Source organism: Pantoea ananatis PA13 (assembly GCF_000233595.1).
Lineage (GTDB): Bacteria > Pseudomonadota > Gammaproteobacteria > Enterobacterales > Enterobacteriaceae > Pantoea > Pantoea ananatis.
Genome location: NC_017554.1, coordinates 131,379 through 146,805, shown reverse-complemented (window position 1 = coordinate 146,805; position 15,427 = coordinate 131,379). Strand labels below are relative to the sequence as shown.

At 48.7% G+C, this 15,427-nt stretch carries 15 protein-coding genes; 11 read left to right on the top strand and 4 right to left on the bottom strand.

From position 1 onward, the window contains the following. Positions 1–114: 114 nt before the first annotated feature. From coaBC to slmA, 3 genes are all read left to right on the top strand, one after another. Positions 115–1,335 (top strand): bifunctional phosphopantothenoylcysteine decarboxylase/phosphopantothenate--cysteine ligase CoaBC, encoded by a 1,221-nt coding sequence (coaBC, locus tag PAGR_RS00655; RefSeq protein ID WP_014604740.1) that lies wholly within the window; start codon positions 115–117, stop codon positions 1,333–1,335. Beyond that, entirely contained in the window at positions 1,313–1,771 is a 459-nt protein-coding gene (gene dut / locus PAGR_RS00650) for a dUTP diphosphatase (RefSeq protein WP_014333008.1), read from the top strand. Before coaBC ends, dut begins: the two co-directional genes overlap by 23 nt. A 120-nt stretch (positions 1,772–1,891) precedes the next feature. Next, positions 1,892–2,488, top strand: coding sequence for a nucleoid occlusion factor SlmA (slmA, locus tag PAGR_RS00645; RefSeq protein WP_013027741.1), 597 nt, complete (start codon positions 1,892–1,894; stop codon positions 2,486–2,488). Between the two features lie 28 nt (positions 2,489–2,516). Here slmA and pyrE read toward each other — a convergent pair whose 3' ends face one another. Continuing rightward, a complete protein-coding gene (gene pyrE, locus PAGR_RS00640) occupies positions 2,517–3,158 on the bottom strand; it encodes an orotate phosphoribosyltransferase (RefSeq protein WP_013027742.1) in 642 nt (213 codons plus the stop codon). 49 nt (positions 3,159–3,207) lie between these two features. Further along, a complete protein-coding gene (rph, locus tag PAGR_RS00635) occupies positions 3,208–3,924 on the bottom strand; it encodes a ribonuclease PH (RefSeq protein ID WP_013027743.1) in 717 nt (238 codons plus the stop codon). A 153-nt stretch (positions 3,925–4,077) separates the two neighbouring features. Between rph and PAGR_RS00630 the strand changes: the two genes are divergently transcribed. Next, a complete protein-coding gene (locus PAGR_RS00630) occupies positions 4,078–5,262 on the top strand; it encodes a NupC/NupG family nucleoside CNT transporter (RefSeq protein ID WP_014333007.1) in 1,185 nt (394 codons plus the stop codon). 35 nt (positions 5,263–5,297) lie between these two features. Here the strand turns inward: PAGR_RS00630 and PAGR_RS00625 are convergent, their stop codons facing one another. Beyond that, positions 5,298–5,732 (bottom strand): DUF3574 domain-containing protein, encoded by a 435-nt coding sequence (locus PAGR_RS00625; protein ID WP_044042243.1) that lies wholly within the window; start codon positions 5,730–5,732, stop codon positions 5,298–5,300. 157 nt (positions 5,733–5,889) lie between these two features. Between PAGR_RS00625 and PAGR_RS00620 the strand changes: the two genes are divergently transcribed. The 7 genes from PAGR_RS00620 to PAGR_RS00590 all read left to right on the top strand — a co-directional run bounded on the left by PAGR_RS00620 (position 5,890) and on the right by PAGR_RS00590 (position 13,520). After that, entirely contained in the window at positions 5,890–6,753 is an 864-nt protein-coding gene (locus PAGR_RS00620) for a YicC/YloC family endoribonuclease (RefSeq protein ID WP_013027746.1), read from the top strand. Between the two features lie 352 nt (positions 6,754–7,105). Continuing rightward, positions 7,106–7,921: a DUF3289 family protein gene (locus tag PAGR_RS00615; RefSeq protein ID WP_014604738.1), complete on the top strand. Its 816-nt coding sequence runs from the start codon at positions 7,106–7,108 to the stop codon at positions 7,919–7,921. Continuing rightward, positions 7,918–8,397, top strand: a complete 480-nt coding sequence (locus PAGR_RS00610; RefSeq protein WP_013027764.1) for a DUF943 family protein — start codon at positions 7,918–7,920, stop codon at positions 8,395–8,397. The genes PAGR_RS00615 and PAGR_RS00610 overlap by 4 nt, the downstream gene beginning before the upstream one ends. A 923-nt stretch (positions 8,398–9,320) precedes the next feature. After that, the gene (locus tag PAGR_RS00605; RefSeq protein ID WP_044042241.1) at positions 9,321–9,596 is read left to right on the top strand and encodes a YmdA family protein; all 276 of its coding nucleotides are present in this window, start codon (positions 9,321–9,323) and stop codon (positions 9,594–9,596) included. Positions 9,597–10,113: 517 nt separating this feature from the next. After that, positions 10,114–11,037 carry a kdo(2)-lipid IV(A) palmitoleoyltransferase gene (gene lpxP, locus PAGR_RS00600; protein ID WP_014333004.1) on the top strand — a complete coding sequence of 308 codons (924 nt, stop codon included), beginning with the start codon at positions 10,114–10,116 and terminating at the stop codon, positions 11,035–11,037. A 761-nt stretch (positions 11,038–11,798) separates the two neighbouring features. Continuing rightward, positions 11,799–12,461: an oligosaccharide flippase family protein gene (locus PAGR_RS00595; RefSeq protein WP_044042239.1), complete on the top strand. Its 663-nt coding sequence runs from the start codon at positions 11,799–11,801 to the stop codon at positions 12,459–12,461. Between the two features lie 441 nt (positions 12,462–12,902). After that, positions 12,903–13,520 (top strand): trimeric intracellular cation channel family protein, encoded by a 618-nt coding sequence (locus PAGR_RS00590; protein ID WP_013027768.1) that lies wholly within the window; start codon positions 12,903–12,905, stop codon positions 13,518–13,520. On the opposite strand, the gene ligB is transcribed toward PAGR_RS00590, so the two are convergent. Continuing rightward, positions 13,434–15,203, bottom strand: a complete 1,770-nt coding sequence (gene ligB / locus PAGR_RS00585; protein ID WP_014604735.1) for an NAD-dependent DNA ligase LigB — start codon at positions 15,201–15,203, stop codon at positions 13,434–13,436. The two genes, PAGR_RS00590 and ligB, sit on opposite strands and share 87 nt — an antisense overlap. Between the last annotated feature and the right edge of the window lie 224 nt (positions 15,204–15,427).

Genomic DNA, 15,427 nt, shown 5'->3' with positions numbered 1-15,427 from the left:
GATTCTTCGGCACTTCTCGCAAACGCAGCCTTTGAACAGGTGACGGCAAGGTTTTGTGATAAAATTCGCCCATTCCGCCGTGCCTGTACGGCAACTGAAAACGAGGTCAACTGCATGATGGGATTAGCCGGTAAAAAAGTGCTTTTAGGCGTAAGCGGTGGCATCGCAGCCTATAAAACCCCCGAGCTGGTGCGCCGTCTGCGCGATCGCGGTGCCGATGTGCGCGTGATGATGACCCATGCAGCAAAAGCGTTTATTACGCCCCTCAGCCTCCAGGCCGTATCGGGCTACCCGGTAATGGACGATCTGCTCGACCCGGCAGCCGAGGCCGCCATGGGCCATATTGAGCTGGCCAAATGGGCCGATCTGATTCTGCTGGCGCCCGCATCCGCGGATTTAATCGCGCGCGTGACAGCCGGTATGGCGAACGATTTAGTGACAACCGCCGTGTTGGCTACCGCGTCGCCTGTCGCGATTGTGCCGGCGATGAATCAACAGATGTACCGCGCAGCCATCACGCAAACGAACCTGACGACGCTCCAGGCGCGCGGCGTATTCATCTGGGGGCCTGACAGCGGCAGCCAGGCATGCGGCGATGTCGGGCCGGGCCGCATGCTCGACCCACTGGCTATCGTTGACCATGCGGTTCAGTGGGCCAGCCCCGTCAACGATCTGCAACATCTCAACATTATGATTACCGCCGGCCCGACTCGTGAAGCCCTCGATCCCGTGCGCTACATCAGCAACCACAGCTCAGGAAAAATGGGTTTTGCCATTGCGGCTGCGGCCGCCAGACGCGGTGCCAGCGTCACACTGATTAGTGGCCCGGTTAGCTTAGCAACGCCCGTGGGCGTTAAGCGGGTGGATGTGACGTCGGCACGGGAGATGCAGTCTGCGGTGATGGACGAGATAAATAAACAACATATTTTCATTGCAAGCGCAGCCGTGGCAGACTACCGGGCAGCCGACATTGCGGATGAGAAAATCAAGAAACAGGATGACGATGATAATGTCACCCTGCAGCTCATTAAAAATCCCGATATCGTCGCGGGCGTTGCCGCATTAACGCAGGGCCGGCCTTTTGTGGTTGGATTTGCGGCTGAAACCCAGAATGTGGAAGAATACGCCCGAAAAAAACGCGCGCGTAAAAAGCTGGACCTGATCTGTGCTAACGACGTGTCGAAAGCTGGACAAGGGTTCAATAGCGACACCAATGCTCTTCACCTTTTTTGGCAGGAAGGAGAAAAGACCTTACCGCTCAGCGATAAGTCACTCCTTGGTCAACTTTTAATAGACGAGATTGTCAGCCGTTATGATGAAAAAAATAGACGTTAAAATTCTGGATGCGCGCGTCGGCAAAGATTTTCCATTGCCGACCTATGCGACACCGGGTTCCGCTGGGTTAGATCTTCGTGCCTGTATTGATGACGTGATGGAAATCGCCCCCGGGACTACAACATTAATCCCTACCGGCCTGGCTATCCATATTGCCGATCCGAGCCTTGCTGCTGTCATCCTCCCACGCTCAGGACTGGGCCATAAACATGGCATCGTACTGGGTAACCTGGTGGGGCTTATTGATGCCGATTATCAGGGTCAACTGATGGTATCGGTATGGAATCGGGGTCAGGAAAGCTTTACGCTACAGCCGGGCGACCGCATGGCCCAGCTGGTTTTTGTTCCTGTCGTTCAGGCCGAATTCAATCTGGTAGAAGAGTTTGATGCCAGCTTGCGCGGTGAAGGCGGCTTCGGTCACTCAGGTCGTCAGTAACCAGCACTACCTATTTTCACTTACGCTCATCATTTTATTTCTCATCGCCATAGGTGTTTATCTTGTGGCTGATGCGTAGGTGTTGCCTGTTTATGGTGAAATTCAGGGGTTTTTAAGGGCATGGCAGAAAAAAAAGTCGTAAAGCGGAATCGTCGCGAAGAGATTTTGCAGGCGCTGGCGCAGATGCTTGAGTCCAGCGATGGCAGCCAACGAATCACTACCGCGAAGCTCGCGGCCAACGTCGGTGTTTCGGAAGCGGCGCTGTATCGTCATTTTCCCAGCAAAACACGGATGTTTGACAGCCTGATCGAATTTATTGAAGACAGTCTGATTACCCGCATCAATCTCATTCTTAAAGATGAAAAAGAAACAATGGCGCGCCTGCGTCTTATTGTGCAACTGATTCTGGGGTTTGGTGAGCGTAATCCGGGGTTGACACGTATTTTAACGGGTCACGCGCTGATGTTTGAACAGGATCGTTTACAAGGGCGCATTAACCAGCTGTTTGAGCGCATTGAAGTCCAGCTACGTCAGGTGATGCGTGAGCGGAAAATGCGAGAGGGTGAAGGCTTTCAAACCGATGAAGCATTATTAGCCAGTCAGCTACTGGCTCTGTGTGAAGGATTACTGTCGCGTTACGTTCGCTCGGAGTTCCGCTTTAGTCCCACCGCTGACTTTGACACCCGCTGGCCGCTGATTGCGGCACAGCTGGTGTAACAGGCAGGCGGGCAGCGCCCGCCTGTAATCAGACGCCGTACGCTTTTTGATACGCACGCACCTGCGCTAAATGATCGGCCATATGCGTTTTTTCAGCCAGATAGTCGATCAGGTCGTTGAGCGTGATAATGGCGGTAACCTTGCAGGAATAGTCACGTTCCACTTCCTGAATAGCGGAAAGCTCTCCCCGGCCACGCTCCTGACGATCCAGTGAAATCATGACGCCAGCCAGACTCGCATCATGGGCATTAATGATATCCATCGACTCGCGGATTGCCGTGCCTGCCGTGATAACGTCATCGACCAACATAACTTTACCCTGTAGCGGGCTTCCCACCAGCAGACCGCCCTCACCGTGATCTTTCGCCTCTTTACGGTTAAAGCAGTAAGGCACATCCCGGTCATGATGATCGGCTAAGGCAACCGCTGTCGTGGTCGCAATAGGAATCCCTTTATAAGCGGGCCCGAACAGCAAATCGAAATCCACGCCGCTGTCCACTAACGCCTGCGCATAGAAACGCCCCAGCAGCGCTAAGTCTCGCCCGCTGTTAAACAGACCGGCATTAAAGAAATAGGGACTTTTACGACCAGATTTTAACGTAAACTCACCAAATTTAAGCACCTGCTTATTCAGTGCGAATTCAATAAACTGCCGCTGCCAGGCTTTCATGTCTTACTCCTCAGATAAAAAAAAGGCGACTCTGCGGTCGCCTGTTACTTTATTTTTCCAACGCCGCTTTTTGCGCCTGAATTAACTCTTCGATGCCGCCGCGGGCCAGCGCCAGCAGTGCCAACAACTCTTCATGGCTGAAAGGTTCGCCTTCCGCCGTGCCCTGCACCTCGATCATACGGCCGTCTTCCATCATCACGACGTTCATATCGGTTTCAGCAGCGGAGTCTTCAACATATTCAAGGTCACACAGGGCTTCACCGTTAACGATGCCCACAGATACCGCCGCGACCATCCCTTTCATCGGGTTCGCTTTGAGCTTACCGCTGGCAACCAGTTTGTTTAGTGCATCCGCCAGTGCCACGCAGGCGCCGGTGATAGATGCGGTACGGGTGCCACCATCAGCCTGGATGACGTCGCAATCAAGCGTAATGGTATATTCACCCAGCACTTTAAGATCGACGGCTGCGCGGAGTGAACGGGCGATCAGACGCTGAATTTCCAGCGTGCGGCCGCCCTGTTTGCCCTTCGCGGCTTCACGTGCCATGCGGCTATGCGTTGAACGCGGCAACATGCCATATTCGGCAGTGACCCAGCCCTGTCCCTGTCCTTTGAGGAAGCGCGGAACACCTTCATCCACCGTGGCAGTGCAGAGCACTTTGGTTTCACCGAATTCCACCAGAACGGAACCTTCTGCGTGTTTAGTGTAATTGCGGGTCAATGTGACTGGACGCACCTGATGTGCGCTACGGCCTGCTGGACGCATGGTTATCTCCGGCTTGCAAATGATTGGCTGCGTATTATACGGACTTCCTGGCCCGCTGTCTCTTGCAGTGGGCTGTAAGGCTCAGGATGAAATTCATGTGGGAGTATGGCTAAATGCCCTACCTTTTGCCGCATTTTACGAACAGATTAAACTATGGCCGCTATTTTACATTTCCTGCTGGCGCTGGTGGTGATTTTCGCCCTTGCGCTGTTGGTCAGTCATGACCGTAAACACATTCGTCCGCGCTATATCATTCAGCTCATTATCGTTGAAGCCGCGCTGGGCTGGTTTTTCCTTCATTCTGCCAGTGGACTGGCGCTCGTGGGAGCGGTGGGCAGCTTCTTTGAAACATTACTGGGTTTTGCTGCACAAGGCACAGAGTTTGTTTTTGGCGGCATGAGTCAGCAGGGCCTGGCCTTTATCTTTCTTGGCGTACTTTGCCCGATTGTTTTTATTTCCGCTCTGATTGGTATTTTGCAGCACTGGCGCATTCTGCCGTTGCTAATCCGCCTGGTGGGAACTGTCCTGTCTAAAATCAACGGCATGGGAAAGCTGGAATCTTTTAATGCGGTCAGTACGCTGGTACTGGGTCAGTCTGAAAACTTCATCGCATATAAAGGTATTCTGGCGGATATCCCGCCGAAGCGCCTTTACACCATGGCGGCAACCGCTATGTCTACCGTCTCGCTTTCCATTGTCGGTGCATACATGTCGATGATTGAGGCTCGCTATGTCGTGGCGGCGCTACTGCTCAATATGTTCAGCACCTTTATCATTCTGTCGATTATTAATCCCGGTAAGGAAAGCGAGGAACAGCCTGTAGCCCTGGATAAGTTGCATGAGGAGCAGAGTTTCTTCGAAATGCTGGGAGAGTACATCCTGGCGGGCTTTAAAGTGGCGATGATCATTCTGGCAATGCTGATCGGTTTTATTGCGCTGATCGCGGCCGTCAATGCGCTGTTCGCAGCGCTATTTGGCTACAGTTTCCAGCAGCTCCTGGGCTATGTTTTTTACCCTTTTGCCTGGTTAATCGGCATCCCCGCCGTCGACGCCCTTCAGGCTGGGAGCATTATGGCCACTAAACTGGTGGCCAATGAATTCGTCGCCATGATCGAACTGAAGAAAGTGGCGGCAGGCATGACGCCGCGTGGATTAGGCATCCTGTCGGTATTCCTGGTCTCGTTTGCTAACTTTGCGTCGATTGGTATTGTGGCAGGCGCGATTAAGGGGCTGAACGAACAACAGGGGAACGTCGTCTCCCGATTTGGCTGGAAACTGGTATATGGTTCGACCCTGGTAAGCCTGCTTTCGGCTGCGTTCGCCGGACTGTTTATCTGATCATCTTACGGCGGCCTGGGCCGCCGTTAATGGCATCAGAAACTCACGCAGGAAGGCGAATCGACACGCATGACCGATTCCTGACCAAACTGTTTTTTATACTGCTCGCGTAGTGCTTCGACACGGCTGTTGTTATCGCTGTCAAAGTTATAGATGAGCACCAGCGCTTTGCTTTTCTCACGCGCCAGCTGACCGTTTTCACCCAACCACTGCCCTTGCGCATCATAAACCGAGAGCCCGGCTTTAAAGCGAGGCGTCACTTGTTTATCGATAAAATTCATCCAGTCCAGCGAACTCACGCTACCGCCTTGTGGCTTACTGAGACCAAACCACAATGTGGTTTGCATCATCACCTCACCGCCAGCACATATGGGAACAGGTCGGGTTGATGGCACAGGTGGCGGTGATGGCAAATGACAGCCAGCCAGCAGTAAGGTCAGCATTACAGGAAAGCGTAATACGTGAGACATAAACGGGGTCCTCAACGAGTAAGCCAGTAAACAGCATAAGTGCCTGTTGCTGAAAGCGGAAATAATTTGTTCTCTCATCCTGCTGCTGCTTACACCTGTTATGGTTAGCTTTGCCTCGTTATACTGACTTTAATCTTTCTGAAAATGAGTAACGCTTATGATCCGCAGTATGACCGCCTACGCCCGCCGTGAAGTTAAAGGCGAATGGGGCAGCGCCGCCTGGGAGCTGCGTTCCGTTAACCAACGTTATCTTGAAACCTATATTCGTCTGCCAGAGCAGTTCCGCGGACTGGAGCCGATGATTCGGGAACGCATTCGCCAGCGTCTGACGCGCGGTAAAATCGAATGTAATCTGCGCTTTGATGCCGATCCCGGCGCACAAGGCGAGCTGATGCTGAACGAGTCGCTGGCTAAACAGCTGGTTCAGGCCGCTAACTGGGTGAAGATGCAGAGCGACGAAGGCCAGATCAATCCACTGGATATTTTGCGCTGGCCTGGCGTGATGTCTGCGCCAGAACAGGATCTGGACGCGATTAATACACAGCTGATTCAGGCACTAGATGGCGCACTGGATGATTTCATTGCTGCACGTGAGAGCGAAGGTAGCGCATTGAAATCCCTGATCGAGCAGCGTCTGGAAGCGGTAACGCATGAAGTCAGTAAAGTGCGAGCTCAACTGCCTGATGTCATTAAGTGGCAGCGTGAAAGGCTGATCGCCAAACTGGAGGACGCCGAAGTGCAGTTGGAAAACAACCGCCTGGAGCAGGAACTGGTGATGATGGCGCAACGTGTGGATGTAGCAGAAGAGCTGGATCGCCTGGATGCGCACGTTAAAGAGACGTACAACATTTTGAAGAAAAAAGAAGCCGTCGGACGTCGGCTCGACTTCATGATGCAGGAGTTCAACCGCGAGTCGAACACTCTGGCCTCGAAATCGATTAATGCAGAGATCACCAATTCAGCCATTGAGCTGAAAGTGCTGATTGAACAGATGCGCGAGCAGATCCAGAATATTGAATAATTTTCTCTTGTTTTCCAAAGCTTTTCAATATTTATCAACGCCCTGATTTATCAGGGCTTTTTATTTCCAGCCTGTTTTGTACGTTTCAATTTGTTTCATCCAAGCGGTGAGCACGTCAAAGTATTGAGACCAGGCTATGACAGTAATTTGAGAAAAAGATGAGATTCTCAGCACTTCCCTTTCCCGTATATGAAGTTTATTATTACACTAATCAGCTATAGGTTAAGAGTCAGAAATGAATATCTTGTAATGACAAGGAACTGAGTTTACAGACATGACGATATTTAAAGATTTGGATCTACCTTCACAAGTAAGAGTTTGGTCTGAAAATTAATATCATAAGGAAGTTATTATGTCAGCTATGGTGTTCCCAGCCACACTTTATCAGACTAAGCATCAGTTCAATGACCACAGCTCTGATGATATGCAATGTGGCGATCTTACTGAAAAACAGCTTAGAAGCGACTTAGGTCTTGATGATGTTTCTGATGTCGTTGATCCGTGGACTGGAGAGGAAGTCTCAATATTTAGTTCCTTCCGTAAATCCCAACCAAAATCAAAAACGGTAATTGCTCAAATCCTTTTCGATGAGTTTCTTCGAGTGTCATTGCCTACATATTACTTAGGGCAACATAATTTATTTAATAATCTTGTAAAGCATTTTTATCATGGCAATGGAAAAAGCTATTCCAGCCCTTTTCTTGATAGTGCATATAAAAGTTTGATATTAAACGAACAATCCTCTCCGTTATCTTCGCTAAAAATAATCCAGTCTATGCTCGATAAGGTTGCCATTGATGTAAAAAATGGCTTATCTGATGCCGACAAAGATTCAATAACTAAAGCAATAGGAAATTCAATACTTCCTAAGTTTAACAGATGGGCAGATAGCTTTAATGGATTAGGAATGTCTATACATGACATATATGCCACAAAGATACAACTCACTAAAATTGATATCACTGAGAGTGGTTATGTAGCGAAAGTAACTTTTACGGGACAAGATCATTTTGGTCTCGACAAAACTGACATTATGAATATGAAGTTTCACTATATTAGGGCATTCCGCATCTGGTTTGTGCTCCAACGATGGGAAAAATTTGCATTTAAACCTTTTTTTACAAATATGAAAGCCGAGTTTGAAATTAGTAGCCGGAGGAATGGATGAAAGCCAGAAAAATTATAATATTTATATTAGCAGCTATTATTCTTGTATTCTTCTATTTGAATTTTTTTAATTCCACTAAGGTCCTTGCCGTTCACGGCACTGGCTCTAATAAAGAATTTTTAGTTAAAAACATGCCTTTCAGTGATAGTAGTAAAATTGAGTGGTGGGATAATAATGGAGCTAAAACCCTCTCATCCGCTGAAACTTACTTTGTTTCAATCTGGAAGTTTGACGGAAGATATCAAAAGCTTGCCCCTAAAAATTCAGGTATTTTTCCAGATCATGATACAGATTATTTACTATGCTTCGATGACATGAATACAGAAGAAAATTGTATTGATAAGTCTAATTGGATCATGGACATAACTAAGACAAAGGATGGCTATACCTATTACCGGATAGGAACCGAATCTTACTATCGGAAACCTTCTGGTGAACTCATGAAAGGTGAAAGATCAAAGACAACCATTCAATGACAGATGTAATCTGTAACCTGGCGAGCTGAACAGCTTGCCACTGTTATAAATGGGGAGTTGATTGGGGAGTAAAATGGTAACCCCGTCACAGATCAACTCATTAAGATGATGATAAATAGCATTTATTTTATTTTAATCAACATTCAAATCCAAAATATCGAGTAATAGATAATTTCGCTTTATAGCGTTTACTACGTCACTTCATCATTATCAAGTCCTTGTAATAGCGGACTTTTCACATTGCTGCTCAGCAAATTTAGGCGCGTAAAAAAGGCTCAACAACCTGCTGTAAGCGCACTGGGCGCCCGTTTTACTGATGCTTTCTGGTCAGACAGATAAAATCTGTAACCCTTTAGTGTTAACTTATCATTTTCGGTGCTCCCTTTTTTAACGGAACATGGAATTGATTTTTATCGTCAGTATTATGCAGCCCTCTCGGCAAGGCCTCCTTATTTCTTAAGTAAACCGTCCTCACCGAAGAACCTTCGCTAACCGAATAGTGAGATGTGATAAGCAGGCCGGAAACTAAAACGCGAAGAAGCCCAGACGCACAACAATCCAAGTACGGATAATGAACATGTTTTCATCTGGGTGATACATGACCTGTATGCCGCATTTCAGCCCACCTGCACCCCAATTTTCATACGCATTATTGAAACGGTTATTTTGTGATTTACCGCCCAGTATTCAGGCGGATTTGTTAAAAAAGAGAAAATCTTACTAAGAAAACAAATGCCCATAAGGTAGTGAACTATAATCCACTAAGCTTCTTCCAGAAATCGGCATTAATAAGAGTCTGTAAGTGCTAATCACTCACACTATCGTATAAAATAATTTTTAAAAAATAAAAAAGCACGATCGACTAAAGTTTTATTATTTGGTGCCGTTCTTTGTTTATGAAAATCAACACAGAGTGTGAAGCCATGAAAAAACTAACTTATGTATTTGTCTTAATGGCATTATCATCCTCGTCATTTGCAACTGGCGGCCAAATCACTTTTCGTGGTGCTATTGTGGAGACCGGATGTGATACCCTGATTGTTCATTCTCAGATTAAGCAAAGCTGCACAAGAGGGGGTAAAACCGAAGCTGCCATCCTAGGGTTGAATGACAGCCAGCAATCTTTGCCATTCAAGCTGGGCACGATTCAGTTAAAAAAAGTCGGTAATTACCGCATGATGACTGTGAATTACTACTAGCGCTCCTTTTTTGTACAGCATGTTCTTTCAGGCTATGATGTGACGTACAGGGACAGACGTGTATAGCCTGTGAAGACGCATGTCCTCACTCTCTCCTCTTATGATCTGCCGAAATCACTTATCGCACGGATCATGTCGCTTTTCATCACATCCCGGCGCATACTAGTCCTTAGCCAATTTTTAGAATTTTGCCACTCTGAATGTAAGTTTTTCGAAAAGATTTTAGCTTGTGAGTACAGAACTGTCTTAATTTCCCTACGCTTTCCTTAACGTTCTGGCTTTACAAGAGTATACTTAACGCATTGTTTTTAAATATTTAAAAAATATAACTCCACCCTGTTTTGTTCGTTCAGTAAGCCATTCCATCGATCGTCTTACTCCACAGGATGACGAAAGCTCACTGTGACAGAGGGCACTTTTTGATAAAGTGCTGGTCGTAGTTAGTACAGCCGTACCGCTTGGGAACTTAAGGAATGGGTCTTTTTGCGTTACATCCATCAATCCTTTAAGGTCAATGATGAAAAACACCAGGCAGTTCAGCAGCACACTTTTACACCCGCGTTATTGGTTTACATGGTTCGGTCTAGGCATTCTCTGGCTTCTGGTTCAACTCCCTTATCCTGTTCTGATGAGATTGGGTGCAGGTGCCGGTAAACTTTCCCGTCATTTCCTTCAGCGTCGAGAGCGCATAACCCGTCGTAATATTGAACTCTGCTTTCCTTTTATCAGTGACGAAGAAAAAGAAAGCATGATCGCGGGTAATTTTGCCTCTCTCGGTATGGCACTGGTTGAAACGGGTATTGCCTGGTTCTGGCCTGATCATGCGGTTAAACGTTTATTCAACGTCTCTGGCCTTGCAAACCTCTATTCAGCTCAAAATGAAGGCCGTGGCGTGATGTTAATCGGCATCCATTTTATGTCCTTAGAGCTGGGTGGCCGCATCAGCGGGTTGTGTCAGCCGATGATGGCTATGTACCGTCCGCATAACAACCGCGCGATGGAATACGTACAAACCAAAGGCCGGATGCGTTCCAACAAGGCGATGATTGACCGTCGCGATCTGCGCGGCATGGTGCAGGCACTTAAGCAGGGTGAATCCGTCTGGTTTGCGCCGGACCAGGATTACGGCCCTAAAGGCAGTACATTTGCGCCTCTGTTTGCCGTTGAGAAAGCAGCGACAACGAACGGTACCTATGTTTTATCTCGCCTGGCCAAGCCGGCTATGGTGCCAATCATGCTGATTCGTAATCCCGGCAACGATGGCTATAAACTGATTATTGAACCGATTCTGGAAAACTATCCTCACAAAGATGAATCAGCCGCTGCTGCTTACATGAATAAAGTGATCGAAAGCCAGATTATGCGCGCGCCGGAGCAGTACCTCTGGCTACATCGCCGGTTTAAAACGCGCCCACCGGGTGAAGCGTCTCTTTACGTATAAAGACAAAGCAGGCTCTGGCCTGCTTTACTTTTTCAGGCGGGATTCGTTTTACCGTTACGGCAAACAAGGCAGGTTCAGCCTGAAAGCAGAAACCCCTATCCAGCCCCGCCTTTCCCTGCTTTCTTTGATAACTGCCAAAGGCTATTTTGCCAGTACAGCGGTTGAGTCATTCTTACGCTCCGGTTTTTTATGTTCAGAATGTTTAAGTATTTACCCCTCACGCGCGTAACAAACGTGTTTATGCTTTGCCGCTGCTTAAGCATTTTATAGCGGAAAAATCCTGGCTCACGCTTTCACAGCGTGCCTATGTACAGTGTTTAAAAGCCTTTTTTATTCCACACTCTTTTATGCTGGATAGTCACACCGAATTCTGGCACAAATAAACATGTAGATTTTATCTGTCAGTCAAAAAAAATCATGCAGCCACTCAATATTAACGCCTATCTCAAATCGTATATCAGATTTTCCTTATGATGTTATTTCTAATAAAAAGCGCTATAAATCACCTACACACAGCAATACTTATATAACGATATAATAAAGGCGTTCAGTAATGTTCATTATGGCATCATGAATGTTATAATTATGAATGACGTCTGGATAATTAAAACAACAACAGGGATTCAGCATCACCAGGGGAAATATGCGCACTATAGATCCGTTCGCGACAGCATCAGCTTGACCGTTAATATAACCTGTATAAACAGACCAAACGCTAAGCCAGGATTTCATCTCCGCTTACCACTATAATTATTTACACGATGGAAAAAACCATGGCTATACGTAAAATAAATATTATTGACGCTAAATGGCCCTTTCTTTCATCAATAAAAATCTTAAGCATTGGCGTGTTGCAACTTTCCCTGCTGGGTAAAATCCTGCAGGCAGAAGCATTCAATTTTCTGGCTGTCGTGATTGCCGGCCTTTTAGTCATAGATACACTGGCGGATCGCGGCTTTTCAAACAAAGTGATTCGCTATTCACCCCTCTCCGACAATACATTGTCCGTCATATATTGGGGGAATGTGTTAATGGGCCTCATCATTTTTTCTGCGCTTTTTATTTCCGGCATTGTTGCCGATCATCTTTTTAACCAGCCAGAGATTACCATGATGCTGGAGATGGCAGCGGTCATCTTTATTATCATCCCTCAGGGTCAACATTACCGCGCGATCTTGCAGCGCGAAAAGCAGTATTCCGATATCGCTTTTTGTGAAATATCATCCGTATTCGTTGGACTGATCATTACTCTGCTGACTGTGTGGAGCACGCCTTCAGTGTTATGCGCGTTATGGGGCTATCTGGCAATGATTTCAGTAAGGATGCTGACTTACTGCTGTTATGGCCGGGTCTGGTTTCAACCCGAGTATCAATTTAATCTGAAAACCTTTTTCCAGGTTTGTATCAGGAACGTACCGCGATAAGAAGGTATTTGGACTTCAGGCATCTGAAAAAAGGGCTTCACGTGCTGCCAGTCAGCACGTTTTTTTGAGAACACACAGCCCTTTCCGTTATTGGTTATTCCTGCGGATTCTGTCCTGCTTTTCACCGGCTTCTGCATGCGGGCTGCCATTCACCCTGCATGGCTTTCTTGCGTTGTTTCCTTTCCCTGTTTAGACCAACATAATGTCATGGCAGAGTGCAAGATCAGGGCAATGCGTCAGCGCCCCCTGGCGTGTCTGAATTAAAACCAATAAAAAATTTCATCTCTACTGGTGTCTTCCCCCATGCACCTTATTGATTATTAATGCCTTATCCCGAACGGGATAATTTTTACTAATACTTTTAACGTCACTAACAGAAAATCTCAGTCGCGCCGTGCTCTTCAGTGGCGTAGCCTTGCCGCCGTCTTCCTGGAGCCTGCTATGTTACTTACTGTTCTCTATATCATTGGTATCACCGCTGAAGCGATGACGGGTGCACTTGCCGCCGGCCGTCGTAAAATGGACCTGTTTGGCGTGATCATTATTGCTTCTGTGACCGCGATAGGCGGGGGTTCAGTACGCGATATTCTGCTTGGCCATTATCCACTGGGTTGGGTAAAGCATCCTGAGTACATCATGATCGTCGCCGCGGCTGCCGTGGTGACCACCTTTGCCGCGCCGTTGATGACACATCTGCGCAAGGTATTTCTGGTTCTGGATGCGCTGGGTCTGGTGGTGTTCTCCATCATTGGCGCTCAGGTTGCGCTGGATTCAGGTCATGCCATGATCATTGCCGCGATAAGTGCCGTCATCACCGGCGTATTTGGTGGGGTTTTGCGTGATATGTTTTGTAATCGTATCCCGCTGGTTTTTCAAAAAGAGCTTTACGCCGGTATCGCTTTCGCTTCTGGCTGGATGTACATCCTGCTACTGAAAACGCCTCTGGCACATGAGCTGGTGATCATCATCACCTTACTTTTCGGTTTCTTTGCCCGCCTGCTGGCACTGCGGTTTCGACTCGGCTTGCCCATCTTCAATTATCCCCACCCTGAACACTGATGATGCCGGGATGCCCTGCTGCTGCAAAAAGGTAATCAACTTCCGCAGCCCGGCATCCTGAAATTGTGCGGCAATGCGTTCAGCACGCCTTGCGCCCACGCCGGGCAGCGCTTGCCAGGTTTGCACATCACGAGCAAGCAAGGGTTCCCACTCTTTATCGGCCAGGGCGCGAAGTGCCTTTTGGGGCAACGCGATGCCCAATGCGTTAACCCAGCGACGCAAAGGTTGCTGGCGGGTCAATTCGAACCTATGCCAGATTTGCTGTGCTCTTTCAGAGGAGATGCCTGCTGCAGCGGTAATCTGTTCTGGCGTAATCGTCAGCCAGGAAAACAGGTGCGTAATACAACCGGTATCCAGTAGTCGCTGCCAGGTGCTGCGCTGAACGCCGGGAATATTCAGCACGAACTTTTGACTCAGCCAGCTCAGGCGAGCCAGTAACTGGCGATGGCAATCCGGCGTTAACGTATAACAACTCAGATGAGTGAAGTGCTCAGAACCCGGTGGCTCAGGGTAATCACGCTGCGCCACGCGCCAGATAACGCGCTCCAGCCGGGGAATTCCCTGTCCTGCCAGGCTAACCGTCACCTGATCTCCCGCGATGACATCCTGCTCTCGCCAGCGTTTTAACGACCCTATGTTGACACGCCTGACGGTTTTGTCATCAAGCTGAACGGGCTGAAGATTCAGTACGACCGCCACCTTTCCCGTTCGTCCTATTGAGAAATCTACGGATCGTACCTCACTGCTCACCTCCGGTGGCTGGTATTTCCAGGCGATGGCCCACTCACCCTCACCGGGCTGCCAGTACTTTCCTGCCGGGCGGGCAGCCTGGTGCACAACAATACCGTCGGTAACAAAAGGCAAGGGCGCGTGAAACCAGCGCTCGCGCCAGCTTGCCGCATCCTCTTCATCCTGAACGGGTTGAGTCCAGTGGCTGGCGAGGTCAAAGCCCCATGAGCTCAACCGGGCCAGACGTTCAGGCATACTCGCCGGCCCGTCAGGCCAACTCCAGATAAAAATACCCAGTTGTGCCAGCAGCGGCGAGTCAGCCTGGCTCATCATTGCCCCTGCCACACGGGCTCTGGCATTCCTGCCGCCGTCCACAGCCTGCTGATGACCGGTCATCTTCAAAAAAAGCTCGCCCTGCAGGACGATGCTGCCTTGCTGACTGTCGATAACCGATGGAATGGCAGGAATATGACGGGCTTTCGCCAGCCACTGCTCGCCGTGTAACCCATCGCCGCGGCTGATTAGCGAGACCAGTTTTCCCTGTCGATAGATCAGAGAGACGGCAACGCCATCGATTTTTGGTTGTACCCAAAGATCGTTTCGTGCCTGCATCCAGTAACCCAGCGCACGTTTATCCCGTACTTTTTTAACGCCGGTGTGCGCAACGGGATGCCACTGCGTACCGTCCTCAGGCAAGGCAGGCAAATATTCATCCGCAGCCTGAGTAAAACAGCGCTGCCAGTGGTTAAGCCGCTGCTGCAAGCTATCGTAGTCTGCGTCACTAACCAGCGAGCGCCCTTGCTGGAAATACGCCTTATCCCACTGCCGAAGTTGCTGTTGCAAATGCGCGATCTCACTGACGGCACGCGCTGACGTCCAGGCGGGGCACAAAGCCGCAAGGGAAGAAAACGTGCTGAATATCAGTAGCAGCCCAACAATAAACATCCCTCTCATTCGTCACCTCCTGATTTTGAACCATTCAATCTCTGAACATCAGGCTGAGCCAGCCCTGTTCCGGTGTTCTGGAACGGGTTAGGCGAACAAAGAGTTGTGTTTTCAGCTGCTGCGGACTGGGCTGCGTAGCATGTCGCATAAACTTTTCGCTTTGAGGATGGCGCAAACGCTGCGTGGGGCGGGGAAGCTGTGTATACTGTGCAGGAAACCGACTCCGCACTTAA

Bases quoted from the DNA above. Each gene is read 5' to 3' on its own strand.
- PAGR_RS00625 (WP_044042243.1), bottom strand. From the start codon at position 5,732: ATGTCTCACGTATTACGCTTTCCTGTAATGCTGACCTTACTGCTGGCT.
- coaBC (WP_014604740.1), top strand. From the start codon at position 115: ATGATGGGATTAGCCGGTAAAAAAGTGCTTTTAGGCGTAAGCGGTGGC.
- rph (WP_013027743.1), bottom strand. From the start codon at position 3,924: ATGCGTCCAGCAGGCCGTAGCGCACATCAGGTGCGTCCAGTCACATTG.
- lpxP (WP_014333004.1), top strand. From the start codon at position 10,114: ATGAAAAACACCAGGCAGTTCAGCAGCACACTTTTACACCCGCGTTAT.
- PAGR_RS00615 (WP_014604738.1), top strand. From the start codon at position 7,106: ATGTCAGCTATGGTGTTCCCAGCCACACTTTATCAGACTAAGCATCAG.
- ligB (WP_014604735.1), bottom strand. From the start codon at position 15,203: ATGAGAGGGATGTTTATTGTTGGGCTGCTACTGATATTCAGCACGTTT.
- dut (WP_014333008.1), top strand. From the start codon at position 1,313: ATGATGAAAAAAATAGACGTTAAAATTCTGGATGCGCGCGTCGGCAAA.
- PAGR_RS00620 (WP_013027746.1), top strand. From the start codon at position 5,890: ATGATCCGCAGTATGACCGCCTACGCCCGCCGTGAAGTTAAAGGCGAA.
- PAGR_RS00590 (WP_013027768.1), top strand. From the start codon at position 12,903: ATGTTACTTACTGTTCTCTATATCATTGGTATCACCGCTGAAGCGATG.
- pyrE (WP_013027742.1), bottom strand. From the start codon at position 3,158: ATGAAAGCCTGGCAGCGGCAGTTTATTGAATTCGCACTGAATAAGCAG.
- PAGR_RS00630 (WP_014333007.1), top strand. From the start codon at position 4,078: ATGGCCGCTATTTTACATTTCCTGCTGGCGCTGGTGGTGATTTTCGCC.
- slmA (WP_013027741.1), top strand. From the start codon at position 1,892: ATGGCAGAAAAAAAAGTCGTAAAGCGGAATCGTCGCGAAGAGATTTTG.
- PAGR_RS00605 (WP_044042241.1), top strand. From the start codon at position 9,321: ATGAAAAAACTAACTTATGTATTTGTCTTAATGGCATTATCATCCTCG.
- PAGR_RS00610 (WP_013027764.1), top strand. From the start codon at position 7,918: ATGAAAGCCAGAAAAATTATAATATTTATATTAGCAGCTATTATTCTT.
- PAGR_RS00595 (WP_044042239.1), top strand. From the start codon at position 11,799: ATGGAAAAAACCATGGCTATACGTAAAATAAATATTATTGACGCTAAA.